This window comes from Micromonospora sp. C28ISP2-4 (assembly GCF_030519385.1).
In the GTDB taxonomy this organism is placed as follows: domain Bacteria; phylum Actinomycetota; class Actinomycetes; order Mycobacteriales; family Micromonosporaceae; genus Micromonospora; species Micromonospora tulbaghiae.
The window spans coordinates 369,564-387,735 of record NZ_JAUMKG010000004.1; the positions used below are offsets into that span (position 1 = coordinate 369,564).

Below are 18,172 nucleotides of genomic sequence, written 5' to 3' on the forward strand. Positions count from 1 at the left end.
GGGGAGAGTGGCGGATTCCCAATCCGGCCGCCGCCCCCGCCGCTGCTCATGCCGTCGATCATGAAGTTGGCGGCGACAAAGCGGACACCGATTGCCGCCAACTTCATGATCGACGGAGCCGGGGGTGGTGAGCGGACGGGGCCGCGCGGCTGGGCGGTGGGTGCTGCGCGCGGGGGGTGCTCCGGGGATGCGGAGTTGCCGCGTGCGGACAACGGCGTGACCGAGACCTGCGCTGATGGGCCAGCGGCCTCGCAGCCTCGGCGCTGACCACCCGAGGTGAACCCGGCCGCTCGCTGTGGCCGAATGAATGTCGCTGCGCCCGCGCATGAACAGCGTTGGGCTACGCAAGGAAGTGGCGTCCTGTGGACGCCCGGCGCTCGTGGCGATCAGCCGCCACGGGTGCGCCCGGGGAGGGCCGTCTCTTCGTTACTTGACATAATGTACATTATCGAACCGGATCCACCGGAGGCTCTCGGGCAGGACTCGCGGGTTCGTCTCCGCGGCGAAGCCCATCAGGCATCGCTGTCGGCGCTCATCCTGAGCCAGGCGGTAGCGTCCGTGAGGAGATCCGCGCCCGGGCGCAGAATCTCTCGCCGACCTGCGCCTCACCGCTTGGGACCCTCGGCCGCACCTGGCTTGGAGCACGACCTAGAGATCCTCGGCTGGAGGTGGCAGCTTCCCTTACGGGAGTTCGTCGCGTTTGCGCACTTCACCAGAGCGCTGAGCGGGCTACCGCAGCCGGCGTGGACAGTTCCCGCGCCGTCCCGGCCGAGCCGCTCCCCCATCACATCAGGGGACGAGCACGGGAAGAGGTCGCGGCCCAGTTCGGTGAGCGGGTATTCGTATTGATCCTTTTCCCCCGGCTCCTGATGGGGTCGTCGCTGCAGCAGACCGTCGGCGACCAGCCGCTTGAGCCGCTTCGCCGCCACCGCCGTCATCGGCCTGTATGGAACTTTTGGGGTCGAGGAGACTCCGGCGCCGACCGCAGAGATGGAGCAGGGAGCCAGCCAGGTTCCCGTCCCAGTCGGTTACGCCGCGCTCCCACGCCCGACTGTCTGATTCTTCGACATGGCCGAGGTCGCTGCGGCGCAGTCAGGCGTGATCGCGTTCGTCAACGCAGACGGCACCGTCACCGGCCATGTCTAGTGCCTTGACCACGAACGTTCGCGGTGTTGAGCGGACGGTAGCCTCGGCGCGGTGGCGGAGGATGACTTCATGATCGGGCTGAGCCGGGACGAGGCGTTGGTGTTCTCGGACTGGCTTCATCGGATGATGGGCACTGCCGATTTCGACGAGTTGGTCGATCGTGACCGGGCGGTGTGGTCACCGCTGTATCGCATCTCGGGTGCGCTGGAGACCTCGCTGGTGGAGGTGTTCAGGCCGGGCTACCCGGTCCGGCTGCAGGAGGCGAGGCAGCGGTTACTGGATGCGCTTGGCGAGGTGGGGCGGCCAACCGGCGCGTGACGCTCAGGCAGCACGTGTGGTCGGCTGTCGCCAGACTTGTTGGCGTTCGCTGCGAATACGGGCGCGCTCGCGGCGTTGGGCGGCCATAACGTCGGGGTGGCGTGCGTTGGCGTTTCGCCAGCGCAGGTAGGCCTGCAGTTTGCGGGTCAGGACGGTGTGATTCGGGTGGTCGGAGCCGGCGATCACGAAGGTCCGCAGCGGGCCGAACTGCGCTTCGATCGGGTTGGCCCAGGACGCATACGTCGGGGTGAAGCACAGTTCGACCTTGTTCCGAGCCGCCCACGCCCGGATCTTGGTGCCCTTGTGCGCGGACAGGTTGTCGAGGACGACGTAGATCGGCGCCCAGTCCGGACGTGCGGCCCGGATCGATTTGAGCGCGGCCAGGGTGTTCGTGGCGCTCTTGCGACGTCTGACCACACCCCAAAGTTGGTCGTCGCCGACGCTGTAGCAGCCGTGAAACTGCCGGACCCCATGCAACTTGTGGTAGTTCGCCGGCAGCCGCTGCGGATGCCCTGACGGCGCCCACCCGGCACCGGCCTGCGGACGGATGACCAGTGGCCCGAACTCGTCAAAGGCGAACACCCGCTGCGGGAAATGCGCGGTGACGTACTCGATGCGGGCCAGCTTGACATCCCGGTCGGGGTCGGTGGACTCCTTCCACGTCTTCGTCCGCTGGAACGTGATCCTGTGCTGATGCAGGATCTGTCGCAGCCGCTCTCGGCCGATCCGAACTCGGCGGGCGGCATGGCCGGTGAGGTAGTCGGCGAGCTTCCGCACGCTCCAGCGGGTGAACGGCCGCCCCAGTGCTTCCGGGCGGGCGCTGGCCGTCTCGACGATGAACGCCTCGTCATCGTCGCTGATCAGGCGGGGACGGCCACCCGCCCACTGAGGGTCCAGGCTGACCATGCCCATCTCGTTGAACCGGTGAATGACCTGCCGAACCGTGTCCTCATCCGCCTGCACCAGCCGGGCGATCGCCGGCACGGTGTTCCCACCGGCTGAAGCGAGCACGACCATGGCCCGCCGTAATCGGACTGCCGAGCCGGTACCACGACGGGTGATCCTCAGCAGCTGCTGACCCTCCTGGTCGCTGAGCCGCCGGACGCGCACGGGTTCTGCCACCGCCACAGCTTGATGGCCGCGATGCCGTCCGGCAGCCAGGCCGGACGGCGTGTCATCGAACACCGCGAACCTTCGTGGTCAGAGCACTAGACGGACGCGATCGACGAGGTGATCGCCGCTGCCATGGAGCGGCTCGCCTCGGCCGTTATGGCAAGCGACGGCGCCGAGGTCTTCACCACCGCGGCCTCGGGTCCGCCGGATGCGAGCCATTGCCCCTGGCGTCGTCAGCCCGTGTTCGATCCGTCAGTCTGCTGGGGCGCCCGGTCCTGTGGCGCGACGTACCTGAACGCCTCGTACATCTCGTCGCCGATCTGCTCCTCGCCGGCGAGCACCTCGCACAAGTCGTCGCCGGCGTGGCGCTCGGCGAAGAGGTGCGCAGGGCGCTCGAGCGACAGCGCGTCCCAGAGTTCGAGGTGGTGCAGGTCGAACGCGACCGCCAACTCTTGGCAGAACCGTTTTGCGGCTGCCACGGCCGCGCGGTAGCTGCCCCAAGCGAATAGATATAGGCCGAAGGAGAACAGTAGCCAGACGTCGTACCGGATTAACATCGGCAGACTGGCCACCGTGGCCAGCAGGCCGAGGGCGCAAAATCGCACGGAGGCGTCCAGTTGGTTGCGTGCGTCATTTACGGCGGCACTGGTCTGCTCCGGGATGATCCGACGAAGCCTGGGCCACGCAACGTCCGTCCTGAGTTGGTACCGGGCGCCGGCGCGGACTTCGCCAGCGTAGAGCACGTTGCCCAGCTCAGTGGCTCGAACCCTGTCGGAATCCTCCGGTAGCCACCGCATCCGACGCAAGGCCTCCGTGCGCCGGTTTTCCGGCTCCCCAGTATCCTTGGCGATCGTTTCGGCGAGGTGCCAGAACCGGCGGTAGCGCTCTCTGCCCCAGTTCTCCCACTCCTGCCCACCGGGGAGCGACGACCAGTACCCCTCCACCACCTGAATCAATGGAAGCATAAGGGGATGAGTAGCCAACGACACGACGGTGAGCAGGGCGACGATTAGCAACGCGTCTCGAAATGACATGCCGTCGATGGTCTCCCGGGCTGCCACCCATGACGGTCTGCGGCGGGGAGCACCTGCGGCAAGGAGGAATCCCAGCGCGCCCAGCATGAAGACATTGGGAACGACCGTGACAAAGACGAGACGGGCCCCCAGGCGCACCGCCAGCACATCACCCATGGTCCGGCCAGCTCACCTGATGATCAGCTTGACGGCCTGGTCGCGGCACTTTTCCGGCATCCGCTCCATCGGCGCCGCATCGTGGGCGTCACCTTGTCGGCCGAAGCACTGCGGCCTCGGGACAGTTGTCAAACCGATGCGCCTGCACAACTTGCAGCGGTACGGCTTAGCGCCATGTGAGCCACCGTTGTAGGTGACGGGCGCATCCTCGTTGTAGTGGTTCAAAAGAACAACGCACAGCACCCACAGTGTTTGCGCCATCCCGCCTCGCATGCGCCACCCCCCGGGAGGCCAACGTGCACGTAGAGTACGTCCGATCTGGCTTCGGCGTAACGGGCCGGTAGACCAGACCTCGATCCCCGATGCGTGTCGCTTGTGCCGCCGATGCGGTGGTGAGCCACTATGGACCGGTGGTACGTACGGCGCGAGATGCGGCTATCCGGCCGACGTGGTCGCCATGGTTGTGCACTGCCCTTGCCCTCGCTTGGCTGATTGTACTGGCGGTCGCGGTAGACGGCGCTGGTCTCGTGCTCCAGCTTTGGCTCGTCAGCGTGGGAGCCACCGTGCTGATAGGCCCGCGTCTCGCCCGCCGACCGGTAGCCGAGGACTTCAAGCCCGTTGCACGCAACACTGCAGCTGACGACAGTGCGCTGGCGGACGAAGACTGTAGTGGCCGCAGCGCGGAAAGGGACTCGGCCCCGGCGTCGCAGCAGGTAGCCCAAGCAATGCCGAGAACTTCCCCCGCGGCTCAGGCGGCAATCGCATTGACACCAGAGGCGGGCGCAGTGCTCGAGGTCTGGACAGCTGCCGATGTGGCGCGAATGCTCGGGGTGCCGCAAGAGACCGTCATCGCGGAGATGATCAGTGGTCACATGCCCGGCAACACCATTGCCGGTGAGTGGCGGGTACGGGCAACCGCTTTGGTCGACTGGCTCGACGGTGCCTACGGAGAGCGGGCCCGAAGCTAAGCTGGCCCTCCACGAGAACGCGCTGTGATTGCCGACCTGTTGAGGCCGGCGCCCAAGCGGGGCGACGAGGAAGGCGCGCTAAGCCATGCCGCGGGGAGGCTGCCGCGGTGCTAGATCCGGTGATGACATGCGCTCTGGTTGTGGTCGGTTTGGTTTGACCCGCTCGGCGGCTCAGGCCGAACCGCATGAGGTGTCGACATCGGCAAGCAATCAATCCGGTACCAGCCAGCTTGTGCCGCTGTGCCGCTCAGTGGCCTTATGCTCGGCGGCATGCCTGAAGGTGCTTCGCATCAGAGCGACTCGCAGACACAGCGCCGGGCTGAGGGAGAAATCGTCGCGGGGCTTGCGGTGTCTTTGGGCGTGGTCTTAGCTAGGCCGGATCGAATTGCTCTGTCTGGTGGTGTATTCGTCGAGGTGGATGCGGCGACATCGGACATGGGGATCGTGGTCGAGGCATATGCCCGGCAGGGCAGGCTGAAGGGGTCGCAGCCGAAGAAGATCGCGCAGGACGTGCTCAAGCTGGCTCTGCTCAAGCGGGAACCTGGCTGGGAGAGGACCCGTGCGATCATCGCGTTCGCGAGTCATGAAGCGCGCGACTCGATCTCGGGTTGGCTCGCCCTGGCGGCTGCGGAGTTCGGCGTCGAGTTGTTCGTCGTGGGGATATCCGAGGAGCTGCGGATGCGGATCCTGGATACTCAGCGCCGCCAGGTCATGGTCAACGCGAACTTGCCTGCGGACGACCTGGCGGTGCAGAGGGACGCCGGTCGTTGACGCCGTTCGGGCTGGGTACTGATGTGGTTAGGTTTCGATGGCTCTGGTTGCGAGATGCGGCACGAGATGGTCGCGAGTTTGAGCCCCATGGTGTGGGGCGCGTCAGGCTCATCGTCGAACCTCTGAACCGGCGTATCTCTCACGGCCGCACACGAACAGCAGCCGCGCCTGCAGCGGATCGACTCTCCGTGCTCCCGCCAGCGGCCAGGAAGCGGCCGCATACCGGATATTGTTACGGCCGCCCCACGGCCCGCGCGCTTTCGCAGTAGATGCCGCGATGCGCCCGGCGGAGCCTCTGCTCCGGTCGCGACGGCGGCCACCGCATACGTCGGCAGGCAACGGGCAGCTTCAAACGGAATCTGCTTCCGAGATCCCTGAAGGCGCCTCGAAGAGGAGGTCACCTGCCCGCTTGACCCGTAGGCTCGATCCGGGAGCCCGTGCGACCAACTTCTCCATCAGGCTCTCGGCGTGGGAGCGAGTCAGATTCGTCGCGACGTACACCGGGCCGGAAGAGGTCTGTACCTCCCTTGGAAAATACCCCGGGGTCACATCGTTTTGATTCGCGCCGACGGCACCGTTGATGATCGTCGCCGCGATGCCCTCGCGCTCGGCGACGAACTTCACTAGATCGCGTACGGCTCGCGCCGCGGCCACGGGTCGTCGCGTGCCGCCCGGCTCCTCCAAAGAGTAGATCGTGAACCGGCCGCGTACACGGCGGAGCCGCAGGCGCAGCAGTTGCTGCCGGTCGGCGTCCTCGGTGGCCTTCACGTAGCGGTCACGGAAGACGGCGAGTAACTCGTCGTCCAACCTTCGGACCACGGTCGTCTCAGTCGGATAGTCCATCAGCCGGGCAACCTGGCCCTCGTCGAGGTCGGAGAGCGCCGCTTGCAGTTGGCCGATGGTGGTCACGTCCAGCGCGGTCAGCTGGTCGATGAGAACGGCAAGCGACTGGGGGTCGCCCGGCTCATCGCTTGGGAAGCGGTCGGCAATGAACTCGCCCAATGTTCCTAGAGTCAGTGGAGTCGGGTTAAGCGCCTCTGGCGACGGCTCGTCCACCCCAACCACGGGCTCGCCCGCCGGTGCGGCATCGCTGGCGTCCTGCGGCCGGAGGAACTCCTCGATCTCGTCGAAGATTTTGTCCATGTACCGGCGCATCCCGCCAGCTTCGACGAAGTACCGATCCACCCGCCCCCTGTCGCCGGGCGTCAGCTCCTGATACGCACCGGACTTGTACCGGATGTCGTGCTCGTACTCCGCCCAGGCGTGACCCGCCACGCTGCGCACCTGGATCTCTAGGCCTTGGTACTTACCGAGGTACTTCGCGAGGGCCACGTAGCGATGCTGCATGTCGGTATCCTTGATGCCCGAGATGACGATGTGCTCGCTGTCGTAACCGTTGTGCTTGATGTCGCCGGGATTCTGCCGTTCCCGGACCGCGCAGCGACTCACGATGAGATCCGCCAGGTCGTTGCGGGCACGGGTGGTGTAGACGATTACCCGCGCCGCTACGCAGTCATGGATTTGGGCAGCCGGATCGGTGTACTTCGGTGTTCCGTCGTCCTTGATTTTTTTTGATTTCTTCGTGTACGAGGCCAGGGTTTTGGGGCGCGCCGCCACTAGGTGAACGTCGATACTGGCGTCCCTCGCCAGCTCGGTGAGGAAGCGTTTCGTCTCGCCGGCCGCGTCGGCCAGGAAATCTTGGTCCTGCGCGTACTGCCACAGGTAAGAGGGGACCTGTTCGAAGGCTTCGCCTTGGGACACGCCCGCAGCCTACCTGCGGATCGATCCAAAATGGAGACGCCACCCGGCCACCGGTCGGCTACGACGCCTCGTCCGAATCGAGCGCCTTCTGGACTCGCGGCGCCAGGTCGGACAATCAGTTCGGGGCATCCAGGTCCGGCGGGGCGCCGGACCGTTGCGGGGCCGGCTGCCGCGCGTCCGCGAACCGGCTTCTCCGAAGTGGGCCGGAGCGGCTGCCACCTCACCGGCGGCTGTTACATGGTAATCGAGGTTGGAAAGCACCAAGGTCGTTGACCAGGCTGCGGCCCGGTCAGCCGACGATCGATGTTCGAGGCGGTGGTCGGCACCCGCAACACCGACGCGGCTCTCTGCTTCCGACCAACCCTGAGGAGTGGAATCGCTGTCGACGCCTCCCCCTGCGCCGGCTCAGACCGGCTGCGGGTCGCGGTGCTCGGCCTCCCCCGCCTCCTGCACGTCCTCGGCGGACCGCAGATCGGGCATGGCGCGCACGGCGGGCGCGAGGGCGGCGACGACGGCGAGCGTCAGCATGACCGCTGCGAAACTGCCGAACACCAGCGGGGCCGGTACCCGGTCGATCAGCAGACCGGACAGTGCCGGGCCGAACGGCGCCACGATCAGCGCGATGAAGCTGGTGGCGGCGTTCGCCCTGCCCTGGAGGTCGCCGGGGGTCAGCAGGGTCTGGAGGGTCAGCATGCTGATGTTCGCAGCCGGTACGACGAGGACGCAGGCGCCGGCCAGCGCGCCCAGGACCAGTCCGTTGTCGGTGGTGGCCATGGCGGCGGTCAGCACGCCGCAGGCCCAGATGACTGCGAGGATCAGCCAGCGGGTGGGTATCCGGGCGGTCAGCCAGGACGCGACGAGTGAGCCGGCGACGGCGCCGAGCCCGACGCACGCCATGACGGTTCCGGCGGACAGGCCGGAGGCGCCGTTGCGGACCGGCACCACGATGATCGCCAGGAGCACGCCGGCGAACGCGAAGTTCAGGACGGCGCCGCTGAGCAGCGTGAACCGCAGTGAGGGGTGGCGCCACAGGAAGCGGACACCGGCGACCGCCTGCCGGAGCAGGGACTCCCCCGGCTTGGTCAGGGACTGGCCGAGCGGGCCGCGCAGCAGGACCACGGCGACGAGGGAGACGGCGTAGGAGATCGCGTCGACGAGGAACGGCAGCGCCGGGGCGAGGCCGAACAGGAAGCCGCCGAGCGGTGGGCCGGCCAGGTGGACGACGCCGTTGCGGGTCTCGTTGAACACGGTCGCCGTACGCAGGTGGCGGGCCGGGACGACGGCGCGGGTGGCCGCCGCGGCGGCGGGTTGCAGCGCGGCGCCGAGGCCGGCGGTGGCGGCGGCGAGCAGCGCGATCAGCAGGACGGGTGCGTCTCCGACGAGGGCGAGCACGGTGACGCCGGTGACGGCGAGCAGCGCGCCGCCGTCGCAGCACAGCATGAGGATGCGCCGGTCGCGGCGGTCGGCGAGCAGGCCGGCGGGCAGGAGTACGAGGACGAGGGCCATGCCTTCGGCGAAGGCGACGAGGCCGGCGTCGGTGGCGGAGCCGGTCGTCATCAGGACGAGTAGCGGTGTGGCGACGGCGGTGACCTGGGTGCCGAGTTTCGAGGCGGTGCGGGCGACGGTGATCAGGAGGAAGTCGCGGTTGTGTCGCAGGCCGGTGGGCGGCATGAGGGCTCCGTAGGCGAGGTGGCGGGCGGGAGGGCTGCACCGGCTGTGGGGCGGGTTGACGACGGACCCGGGCGGGCGGGGGGCCGCCCGCCCGGGTCGCCAGGCGGATCAGGTGTGGCCGGGGCCGTGGCCCTGTCGCCACTGCCGTCTCAGCCGTTGCAGCAGGCGATGCTGATGCTGCTGGACTGCGGCGGGACCGCGTGGCGGGTGCCGTTCTGCGTGGCCATGGCCTGCAGGTTGAGGAGCTTCGTCATGGTGGTTCACCTCCTTTGCGGGTGTGGTGGGGCCGTCGGTGGGTTCCGACGGGGTCTGTGGGTGCCGGCCGGTTCAGCTCGCGGCGAGGAGGCGGTCGGTGGACGCGACGTGGGTGGGCGCGTCGAGGAAGGGCAGTGTGACTCCGGTGCGGTGCAGCGTGGCGTGCATCGCGGACAGGATTCCGGCGCCGCCGGCGGCCAGGTCGGTCGAGATCCGCAGCAGGGTGTCGCCGGGGAACGCGAGCCGGCCGTCGAGGGCGTACGCGTGCCAGGCGAGCCGGGTCAGGTGCGCCGGGTGGGGGCGGGCCGCGCCGTCGCGGACGAGGCCGACGGGGCGCGTGGCGCGCGGCCGGTGCGGTGGTGGGTCGTCGGCGAGCAGGGCGGCGGTGGCGAGCAGGGCGGCGGTGGCGAGCAGTCCGGCGCGGCCGTGGAAGAGGCCGGGCAGCAGGACGAACTCGACGTCGACGGTCCGGCGGACGGTGGTGACGACGTCGCGCAGCCAGGGGCGTTCGCCGTGGTGGAGCAGCGTGTGTGCGGCGACGGCGATGCCGGCGCTGCCTTCGTCGAGGTAGAACAGCCGTCGTGCGCCGTCGCGTACGTGCAGGTTGCCCTTGTCGTCGCGGACTGTGTGTTCGAGGTCGCGGCGGACGGCGGTGCGGGCGGCGCGTAGCCAGGCGGGGTCGCCGGTGGCTTCGTGGAGCCGGGTGAGGAAGACGGCCGGGCCGGACCAGCCGCGCAGCAGTCCGGGGCGGGCGGGTTCGGGTACGGGCTGTTTCGTGTCGCCGGTGAGGGTGCGGGCGAGCCGGTCGCCGATGCGCAGGGCGTCGTCGGGGACGGGCCGGCCGGTGCGGAGCAGGGCGAGTCCGATGCCGGCGAGGCCGCTGTGCAGGCCGGGGCCGTACCGGTCGTGGAGGCCGGTGCGACATCGGTCGAGCAGTTCCGCGGCGTCGTCGTGGCGTCCCGTGCGGTCAAGCAGCGCGGCGATGCCGGCGAGGCCGTCGTAGAGGCCGAGGTGTGTGGTGGGTAGGCGCCGTGCGGCGCGGACGAGCCAGTCGAGGTGTTCGTCGCGTTCGGGGTAGTCGGCGCCGGTGTTGACCAGTGCCCAGATGACGCCGGCGGCGCCGTGCGCGAGGGTGGCGCCGCCGTGCGGGAACTGCCCGGGGTCGCCGGGGAAGAGCCGGTCGGTGCGGTGCGGTGTGGCAGTGGCGCGGATCCCGGCGGCGAGTGATTCGAGCAGCGGGGTGTGGTCGGCTGTCTGGCCGGTGGGCCAGGGGAAGCGGGTGACGCGGCTGCGGTCGGGTGCCGTGGTGGTGCCGTCGGTGGTGGGCGCGGTGCGTGCGGTGTGCAGGTCGTCCCGGATGCGCTGGAGGTAGCCGGCCGGCAGGGGGAACCGTCGGGCCGCGGTCGTCAGGTCGTCGAACTTCTCGTCGGTCAGGGCGGTGAGCTGGGTGATCGGTAGGAAGACGGCGAGCCGGAGGCAGGCCAGCGCGTACCTGTCGACGGCCGGGCCGCGGCGTATCCGCGGGGTGGCGAAGCCGGGGTCGCCCAGTGACGGGGTGAAGTCCTCGTCGACCAGGTACGCCTGTTCGAAGTCGACGAGCACGATCCGGCCGTCGGGGCGGATCATGACGTTGGCGGTGTGCAGGTCGCCGAAGACCACTCCCCTGGCGTGTACCTGGGACAGTGCGGTCTCGACCCGGTCGACGACGTCGAGCGCCCACGCGGTGTAGTCGGCCAGTTCCTGGTCGGTGGGGTCGGGGTGGATCAGGGGGTGCCGCATGGCGAGGTGGTGTTGCAGGGTGTCCCCCTCGACGAACTCCTCGACCAGGAATTCGTGTTCCCACCAGGTGAGGCGGTCGAGCAGTCGTGGTACGCAGTCGAGGCCGGCGAGGCGCCGCAGCATGTCCTCCTCGCGGCGCAGGCGGGTGAGCGCGTCTGTTCCGGCACCGTCGAGCCCGGCCAGCGGCCGGGCCTCGCGCAGGACGACGGTGCGGCCGTCGCGCAGGTCGGTGGCGCGGTAGACGCCGCCGGCGTTGGAGTGGTGCAGGGCTTCTTCGATGCGGTACGGGGGTTCGTCGTCGGCCTGCGCGTCGACGGCGGCGATGTGTTCGGCGACGAAGTCGGGTACGGGTGCCCAGTCGGGCACTGTGAAGACGGGTTCACGGCGGTCGGGGACGAGGGTTCCGTCGGGGCGTGCGACGGCGGGGACGGGTTCGTCGCCGTCGACGCACCAGAGTTCGGCGAATCCGCCGTAGCGCAGGTAGAGCGGGCCGTCGTGCCAGCGCAGGTCGCTGAGGACGTACGGGCCGCGGTAGCCGGCGAGCCGGGCGCCGAGGTCGTTGAGGGTGCGGCGCAGGGCGGTGTCGTCGGCCGGGTAGAGGGCGGCGAGTTTGCCGCTGCCGGCCCGGTGGGCGTACTTCTCGTTGTTGACCAGGGCGAGTCGCCGGCTGCGCTGGAACTTGAAGGCGACGCGGTGGCGTACGCAGTGGTCGCGTACCAGGTCGAGTACGTCGGCGGCGTCGTCGAGGCCGACTGACACGTGCACCTTCCAGCCCTGCTGCGGCAGCTGCGCGTGGGGCGGGTGCCACATGACCCAGCCGCCGTGCTCGGCGACGCGCCAGCCGCCGGGCGGGGTCTGGTCGGCCAGCGGGAACCGGCTTGCAGCGTCGGCGACGTATGCCGGTGAGTCGGCGTGGACCGGGTCGGCGATCAGGAACGCACCGGGCGTGGGCATGGCAAACCTCGCTGCCGTGACGGACGGGATGGGTGTCCGGGGCGTTCGGTGTGTCGTCGCCGTCGTCCGGACTGGTTCCATCGTGGTCGTAGCCGGCCGGTCCTGGCGTCCGGCCGTGGGGCGAGGTTCGGGGTCCTCCCCGGCCCGGTGCCGGGCGCCGGGGGTCCGTCTGGAAGGTGACACCGGATGTCACCCGGTACGGGGACGTCCGCCGGGCCCGGTGTCGGCCAGAATTCGTCGCGTACGCGGGCTGTTCGCCCGCCCTTTCCTGTTCTCTGGAGGTCCTTGATGATGACCGAGGTCCAGTCGCCGCCGACGGTTGTGCTCCTGCAGGCGCAGCGGCCGGCCGGGTGGGTGACTGTCGCGCGTGGGGTCGCGTTGGACGGCCGGCGTTGTCTGCTGAGGACGGTTGGTGCCGGCCGGCCGCGGTCCGGTGACGCGGTGCGTCTGGTCGGGGTCAGCGGCGCGGAGGTGCGACCGCTCACTGTCGCCGAGGTGTCGGTGCTGCACCGTGACCCGGCGGACCTGCTGATGGTGTCGATCGCCGGCGAGGCGGTTCCCGGTGGGTACGGCACCGACGCGTCGGCGGTGCGCCGGGTGCTGGCGCTGCTCGCCGACGACACGGACCGGCGGTGGCGGGTGGCCGCGGACGCCGCCGGTGACGTCGTACCGTCGGTGGTGCTGGTGGGGGCGGGCCGGCCGGGTGTGCCGGGCCGTCCGGCGGCGCCGGTGACGACGCACCGGGTGAGCGCGGCGACGCCGCCGGACGGTGACGGCGGCGGTGACGACGACGGCTCCCCGCTGTCCTGGACCTGCCGGTTGTTCGGGATCGGCTGCCCGGCCGAAGACTCCTAGCCGCCGATGACCACGGTGACCGGTGCGGTGGCGCCGTCCGGCCCGGCGCGGGCTGCGAGATGGTGGCGTCACGATCTTCTGCTGCTGCCGGTGCTGTGCCTGCTCGACCTGTTCACGGCCTCGTCGGTGGTGATCCAGAGCGAGCCGGTCGGCCCGGCCCGGCAGTGGCTGCAGGTGCTCGCCGCGGTGCTGTCGATCGGCGCCCTGTGGTGGCGGGCCCGCGCGCCGGTCGCCGTGTTCGTGTTCGAGTGCGCCCACGGCGTGGCGATGTGGTTCCTGGTGCACGACTACCGGCCGTGGGTGGGCCTGATCGTCGCCCTGTACACGGTGGCGGCGTTGCGGCCGTTCGTGGTGTCGGCGGTGGCGTACGCGGCGGCGTGCGCGCGTAGCCTGCTCAGCGCGCTCGATTCGTTCCGGGTGGAACCGAACCCGGGCGCGCGGGCCGGGGAGTTCGTGGTCACCGCGTTGATGTTCGCGCTCATCTACGCCGCCGCGTGGGCGGCTGGTTCGGTGGTGCGGCGGCACCGGCGGCGGGTGGCCCAGCTGGAACGGGAGCGGCGGCTGGCCCGGGCCGAGGCGGTGGCGTTGGAGCGTCGCCGGATCGCCGCCGAACTGCACGACGTGGTGTCCCACTCGGTGACTGTGATGGTCCTGCAGGCCGCCGGTGCCGCCCGGCTCACCGCCTCCGACCCGGAGCGGACCCGGGAGGCGCTGCTGCACATCCAGCAGGCCGGGCAGCAGGCGATGGCGGAGCTGCGCCGGCTGCTGGCGGTGATGCGGGCCGAGTCGGGTCCGGCGGCCGGCGGTGAGCCGGGCCCGCAGCCGCGGCTGGACGACATCGAGGTGCTCCTGACGTCGATGCGGTGTGCGGGGCTGACGGTGACGATGTCCGTGTCCGGCAGCCCCCGGCCGCTGGATCCGAGTATCGAGCTGGCGGCGTACCGGACGGTGCAGGAGAGCCTGACGAACACGCTGAAGCACGTCGGGCGGAGGGCCTGCGCGACCGTTCATTTCGGGTGGCAGGAGCGGGTGGTGTTGCTGCGCGTCGACGACGACGGCACCGGCCGCGACCCGGGCGGTACGGCGGCGGGACTGTCGACCGGCAACGGGCTGGCCAGTCTGGCCGAGCGGCTGGAACGCGTCGGTGGTCGCCTGGTCGCCGGGCCGCGTCCCGAGGGCGGGTTCCGGGTGAGCGCGACGCTGCCGGTCGCGCAGCGCGGCGATCTCGTGGCGGCGCCGGGTGACGGCGGGGTGCCCGCTGTCGGGTGAACGCGTGTCCGCTGTGCGACATCCGGCTAGCCGCCGACGCCGGCGCCGATGATCATGTGGTGGGGCCGCGGTCACGGCCGCCGACGACGGGAGCCTTCATGATCCGGGTGCTGCTCGCCGACGACCAGCCGCTCGTACGGGCGGGACTCGCGATGCTCCTGACGAACGAGCCGGACATCGAGGTCGTCGGCGAGGCCGACGACGGGGCGCAGGCCGTGGAACTCGGTCGCCGCCTGCGCCCGGACGTGGTGCTCATGGATGTGCGGATGCCCGGCACCGACGGTCTGGCCGCCACCAGGTCGATGGCCGAGGAGAAGCTCATCGACGACGCCGACCGGCCGGTGCGGATCATCATGCTGACCACCTACCACGTGGACGAGGCGGTGCACGCCGCGCTGCGGGCGGGCGCCTCCGGTTTCGTGCTCAAGGACGCCGCGCCCGAGGAACTGGTGTCGGCCATCCGCGCGGTGGCCGCCGGGGAGGCGTGGCTAGATCCCGCCGTCGCCCGGCGGCTGCTCGACGACCTCGCCTCCCGGCCCGACCCGGGGCTGCCCACACCGGTCCAGATGCGCGGGCTCACCCCGAGGGAACGCGAGGTCCTGGTGCTCATGGCGTACGGGATGTCGAACCGGGAGATCGCCGAGCACCTCGTGCTCGGCGACGCGACGGTCAAGACGCACGTCAGCCGGGTCCTGACGAAGCTGGGGATGCGTGACCGGACGCATGCGGTGGTGGCCGCGTACCAGTGCGGCCTGGTGGAACCCGGCACGGCGCCGCCGGCCCGGATGGCCGGCCTGTCCCGCTGAGGCCCGCGGCGCGGCCGGGGGCCTCAGCGGGGTACGGCGGTCAGGCGCCGACGTAGTCGGCGAGGTGTTCGCCGGTGAGTGTGGACCGGGCGGCCACGAGGTCGGCGGGGGTGCCCTCGAAGACGATCCGGCCGCCGTCGTGACCGGCTCCCGGGCCGAGGTCGATGATCCAGTCGGCGTGGGCCATGACGGCCTGGTGGTGCTCGATCACGATGACGGATTTCCCGGCGTCGACGAGCCGGTCGAGCAGGCCGAGCAGCTGGGCGACGTCGGCCAGGTGCAGGCCGGTGGTCGGTTCGTCCAGGACGTACACGCCGCCCTTGTCCCCCATCCGGGTGGCGAGCTTGAGCCGCTGCCGCTCCCCTCCGGACAGTGTGGTGAGAGGCTGACCGAGCGTGAGGTAGCCGAGGCCGACGTCGGCGAGCCGGTCGAGGATCGTGTGGGCGGCCGGGGTGCGGGCCTCGCCGTCGCTGAAGAACGTCTCGGCCTCGTCGACGGACATGGCGAGGACCTCGCTGATGTCTCGGCCGCCGAGGTGGTATTCGAGGACTGCGGGCTGGAACCGCTTGCCCTCGCAGTCCTCGCAGGTGCTGGCGACGCCGGCCAGCATGCCCAGGTCGGTGTAGATGACGCCGGCGCCGTTGCAGGTCGGGCAGGCGCCTTCGGAGTTGGCGCTGAACAGGGCGGGTTTGACGCCGTTGGCCTTGGCGAAGGCCTTGCGGATGGGGTCGAGCAGGCCGGTGTAGGTGGCCGGGTTGCTGCGGCGGGAGCCGCGGATGGCGGTCTGGTCGACGCTGACGACGTCCTCGCGCTTGGCGAGGGAGCCGTGGATGAGGCTGCTCTTGCCGGAGCCGGCGACGCCGGTGACGACGACCAGGACGCCGAGGGGGATGTCGACGTCGACGTCGCGCAGGTTGTGGGTGCGGGCGCCGCGGATCGGCAGGGTGCCGGTGGGCGTTCGCAGCTTGTCCTTGAGGGTGGCGCGGTCGTCGAGGTGGCGGCCGGTGGTGGTGTCGCTGGCGCGCAGGCCGGCGACTGTGCCTTCGTAGCAGATGGTGCCGCCGGCGGTGCCGGCGCCGGGGCCGAGGTCGACGACGTGGTCGGCGATGGCGATGGTCTCGGGTTTGTGTTCGACGACCAGGACGGTGTTGCCCTTGTCGCGCAGTTGCAGCAGGAGGTTGTTCATGCGGGCGATGTCGTGCGGGTGCAGGCCGATGGTGGGTTCGTCGAAGACGTAGGTGACGTCGGTGAGGGACGAGCCGAGGTGGCGGATCATCTTGGTGCGCTGGGCCTCGCCGCCGGAGAGGGTGCCGGCGGGGCGGTCGAGGCTGAGGTAGCCGAGGCCGATCTCGACGAACGAGTCGAGGGTGTCTCCCAGGGCCTTGAGCAGCGGGCCGACGGAGGGTTCGCGCAGGTCGCGTACCCAGGTGGCGAGGTCGCTGATCTGCATGGCGCAGGCGTCGGCGATGTTGATGCCGTTGATCTTCGAGGAGCGGGCTTCGGGGGCCAGCCGGGTGCCGTCGCAGTCGGGGCAGGTGGTGAACGTGACGGCGCGTTCGACGAAGGCGCGGATGTGGGGCTGCATGGCGTCGACGTCCTTGGCGAGCATCGACTTCTGGATGGCCGGGATGAGGCCCGTGTAGGTGACGTTGATGCCGTCGACCTTGATCTTGGTGGGTTCCTTGTGGAGCAGGTCGTCCAGTTCCCGCTTGGTGTAGTCGCGGATGGGCTTGTCGGGGTCGAACAGGCCGCTGGAGCGGAAGATGCGGCCGTACCAGCCGTCCATGCTGTAGCCGGGGATGGTGATGGCGCCCTCGTTGAGGGACAGCTTCTCGTCGTAGAGGACGGTGAGGTCGAAGTCGGTGACGGCGCCGCGGCCCTCGCAGCGGGGGCACATGCCGCCGAGGCGGTTGAAGGTGCCCTTCTTGGTCTGGGTCTTGCCGGGGCCGCGGTCGACGGTGATGGCGCCGGCGGCGCGTACGGAGGGGACGTTGAAGGAGTAGGCGTTGGGTGGGCCGATGTGGGGGTCTCCGAGGCGGCTGAACAGGATGCGCAGCATGGCGTTGACGTCGGTGGCGGTGCCGACTGTGGAGCGGGGATCGGCGCCCATGCGTTCCTGGTCGACGATGATGGCGGTGGTGAGGCCTTCGAGGATGTCGACCTCGGGGCGGGACAGGGTGGGCATGAAGCCCTGGACGAAGGCGCTGTAGGTCTCGTTGATGAGGCGCTGCGACTCGGCGGCGATGGTGCCGAAGACCAGTGAGCTCTTGCCGGAGCCGGAGACGCCGGTGAAGACGGTGAGGCGGCGTTTGGGTATCTCGACGTCGACGTCGCGCAGGTTGTTCTCGCGGGCGCCGTGGACGCGGATGATGTCGTGGCTGTCGGCGTGGTGCAGGCCGGTGGTGGCCTTGCTCATGGTGTCTCCGTCCGGTGTTGCGGCTGTCAGTCGAGCCAGCTGCCGTCGCGCATCAGGGTGCGGCCCGGCAGCTCGTCGGCTTCGCGCCAGGCCTGGATGCGGCGTGGCGTGATGCGGTACCAGCGGTAGGGAGTGGTCAGGGTACGGGGGTCGAAGCCGGTTCGGGTGGCGAAGCGGTCCCCGCGGTCGGTGGGCAGGGCGTCGATGGCGAGGGTTTCCACCTCGCCGTCGATCATGGTGACGTCGCGGGTGGGGCCGAGGCCGACGCGGGCGCGGCCGGCGGCGAGGTTGCGGCCGGTGGGGCTGCCGGCCGGGGTGGCGACGAGCAGCGCGTGGCCGTCCCAGTCGAAGGACAGGGGCACGAGGTACGGGGTGCCGTCGGGGCCGGCGGTGGCGACCCAGCAGTCGACGTCGTGGTCGAGCCGGTGGGTGGTGTCGTGGCGGCGGCGGGCGCGGGTGCGGGGCGCGTCGGTCATCGGTGCGGTCAGCGCCGCTCGTTGATGCGGATCAGGTTGCCGGTGGGGTCGCGGAACGCGCAGTCGCGCACGCCGTAGGGCTGCTCGGTGGGTTCCTGGACGACGTCGGCGCCGCTGGCCGCCAGGCGGTCGAACAGGCCGTCGAGGTCGTCGGTGGCGAGGGTGAGCGCGCCGTAGCTGCCCTTGGCGATCAGTTCGAGGATGGTGCGGCGTTCGTCGTCGCTGATGCCGGGGTCGACGGCCGGCGGGTGCAGGACGATGCCGGTCTCGGGCTGGTTCGGCGGGCCGACGGTGAGCCAGCGCATGGTGTCGCCTTGGCCGACGTCGTTGCGGAGTTCGAAGCCGAGGGTGTCGCGGTAGAAGGCGATGGCGGCGTCGGCGTCGGTGTGGGGCAGGAACGTGTAGTGAATGGTGATCGTCATGG

Annotated in this window: 16 protein-coding genes; 6 read left to right on the top strand and 10 right to left on the bottom strand. The window is 70.0% G+C overall.

From position 1 onward, the window contains the following. Window positions 1–605: 605 nt before the first annotated feature. Window positions 606–938, bottom strand: coding sequence for a helix-turn-helix domain-containing protein (locus tag Q3W68_RS17930; protein ID WP_302906520.1), 333 nt, complete (start codon window positions 936–938; stop codon window positions 606–608). Window positions 939–1,197: 259 nt separating this feature from the next. On the opposite strand from Q3W68_RS17930, the gene Q3W68_RS17935 reads away from it, so the two are divergent. After that, window positions 1,198–1,464, top strand: a complete 267-nt coding sequence (locus tag Q3W68_RS17935; RefSeq protein WP_302906521.1) for a hypothetical protein — start codon at window positions 1,198–1,200, stop codon at window positions 1,462–1,464. Window positions 1,465–1,467: 3 nt separating this feature from the next. Here Q3W68_RS17935 and Q3W68_RS17940 read toward each other — a convergent pair whose 3' ends face one another. From Q3W68_RS17940 to Q3W68_RS17950, 3 genes are all read right to left on the bottom strand, one after another. After that, window positions 1,468–2,586: an IS630 family transposase gene (locus Q3W68_RS17940; RefSeq protein ID WP_302906706.1), complete on the bottom strand. Its 1,119-nt coding sequence runs from the start codon at window positions 2,584–2,586 to the stop codon at window positions 1,468–1,470. Between the two features lie 224 nt (window positions 2,587–2,810). Next, window positions 2,811–3,767 carry a hypothetical protein gene (locus tag Q3W68_RS17945; protein WP_302906522.1) on the bottom strand — a complete coding sequence of 319 codons (957 nt, stop codon included), beginning with the start codon at window positions 3,765–3,767 and terminating at the stop codon, window positions 2,811–2,813. Between the two features lie 12 nt (window positions 3,768–3,779). Beyond that, complete coding sequence (locus Q3W68_RS17950) at window positions 3,780–4,028, bottom strand: hypothetical protein (RefSeq protein ID WP_302906523.1); 249 nt, start codon at window positions 4,026–4,028, stop codon at window positions 3,780–3,782. 524 nt (window positions 4,029–4,552) lie between these two features. Between Q3W68_RS17950 and Q3W68_RS17955 the strand changes: the two genes are divergently transcribed. Beyond that, window positions 4,553–4,735, top strand: a complete 183-nt coding sequence (locus tag Q3W68_RS17955) for a helix-turn-helix domain-containing protein (protein WP_302906524.1) — start codon at window positions 4,553–4,555, stop codon at window positions 4,733–4,735. A gap of 270 nt (window positions 4,736–5,005) precedes the next feature. Continuing rightward, window positions 5,006–5,506, top strand: a complete 501-nt coding sequence (locus tag Q3W68_RS17960) for a hypothetical protein (protein WP_302906525.1) — start codon at window positions 5,006–5,008, stop codon at window positions 5,504–5,506. Window positions 5,507–5,854: 348 nt separating this feature from the next. On the opposite strand, the gene Q3W68_RS17965 is transcribed toward Q3W68_RS17960, so the two are convergent. The 3 genes from Q3W68_RS17965 to lanKC all read right to left on the bottom strand — a co-directional run bounded on the left by Q3W68_RS17965 (window position 5,855) and on the right by lanKC (window position 11,926). After that, window positions 5,855–7,267: a hypothetical protein gene (locus Q3W68_RS17965; RefSeq protein ID WP_302906526.1), complete on the bottom strand. Its 1,413-nt coding sequence runs from the start codon at window positions 7,265–7,267 to the stop codon at window positions 5,855–5,857. 405 nt (window positions 7,268–7,672) lie between these two features. After that, a complete protein-coding gene (locus Q3W68_RS17970) occupies window positions 7,673–8,938 on the bottom strand; it encodes an MFS transporter (protein ID WP_302906527.1) in 1,266 nt (421 codons plus the stop codon). A 327-nt stretch (window positions 8,939–9,265) separates the two neighbouring features. Further along, window positions 9,266–11,926, bottom strand: a complete 2,661-nt coding sequence (lanKC, locus tag Q3W68_RS17975; RefSeq protein WP_302906528.1) for a class III lanthionine synthetase LanKC — start codon at window positions 11,924–11,926, stop codon at window positions 9,266–9,268. Between the two features lie 441 nt (window positions 11,927–12,367). Here lanKC and Q3W68_RS17980 point away from each other — a divergent pair, with 441 nt between their 5' ends. From Q3W68_RS17980 to Q3W68_RS17990, 3 genes are all read left to right on the top strand, one after another. Beyond that, on the top strand, window positions 12,368–12,781 hold the full coding sequence (locus Q3W68_RS17980; protein ID WP_158614791.1) for a hypothetical protein: 414 nt from the start codon (window positions 12,368–12,370) through the stop codon (window positions 12,779–12,781). Window positions 12,782–12,787: 6 nt separating this feature from the next. After that, on the top strand, window positions 12,788–14,050 hold the full coding sequence (locus Q3W68_RS17985; RefSeq protein ID WP_302906529.1) for a sensor histidine kinase: 1,263 nt from the start codon (window positions 12,788–12,790) through the stop codon (window positions 14,048–14,050). Window positions 14,051–14,148: 98 nt separating this feature from the next. After that, window positions 14,149–14,856: a response regulator transcription factor gene (locus Q3W68_RS17990; protein WP_302906530.1), complete on the top strand. Its 708-nt coding sequence runs from the start codon at window positions 14,149–14,151 to the stop codon at window positions 14,854–14,856. A 40-nt stretch (window positions 14,857–14,896) separates the two neighbouring features. Here the strand turns inward: Q3W68_RS17990 and Q3W68_RS17995 are convergent, their stop codons facing one another. The 3 genes from Q3W68_RS17995 to Q3W68_RS18005 are packed head-to-tail and all read right to left on the bottom strand — an operon-like array spanning window position 14,897 to window position 18,170. Then, complete coding sequence (locus Q3W68_RS17995) at window positions 14,897–17,272, bottom strand: excinuclease ABC subunit UvrA (protein ID WP_302906531.1); 2,376 nt, start codon at window positions 17,270–17,272, stop codon at window positions 14,897–14,899. A gap of 26 nt (window positions 17,273–17,298) precedes the next feature. Beyond that, on the bottom strand, window positions 17,299–17,748 hold the full coding sequence (locus Q3W68_RS18000; protein WP_302906532.1) for a pyridoxamine 5'-phosphate oxidase family protein: 450 nt from the start codon (window positions 17,746–17,748) through the stop codon (window positions 17,299–17,301). 8 nt (window positions 17,749–17,756) lie between these two features. Continuing rightward, on the bottom strand, window positions 17,757–18,170 hold the full coding sequence (locus Q3W68_RS18005) for a VOC family protein (RefSeq protein ID WP_043330132.1): 414 nt from the start codon (window positions 18,168–18,170) through the stop codon (window positions 17,757–17,759). Window positions 18,171–18,172: the final 2 nt, after the last annotated feature.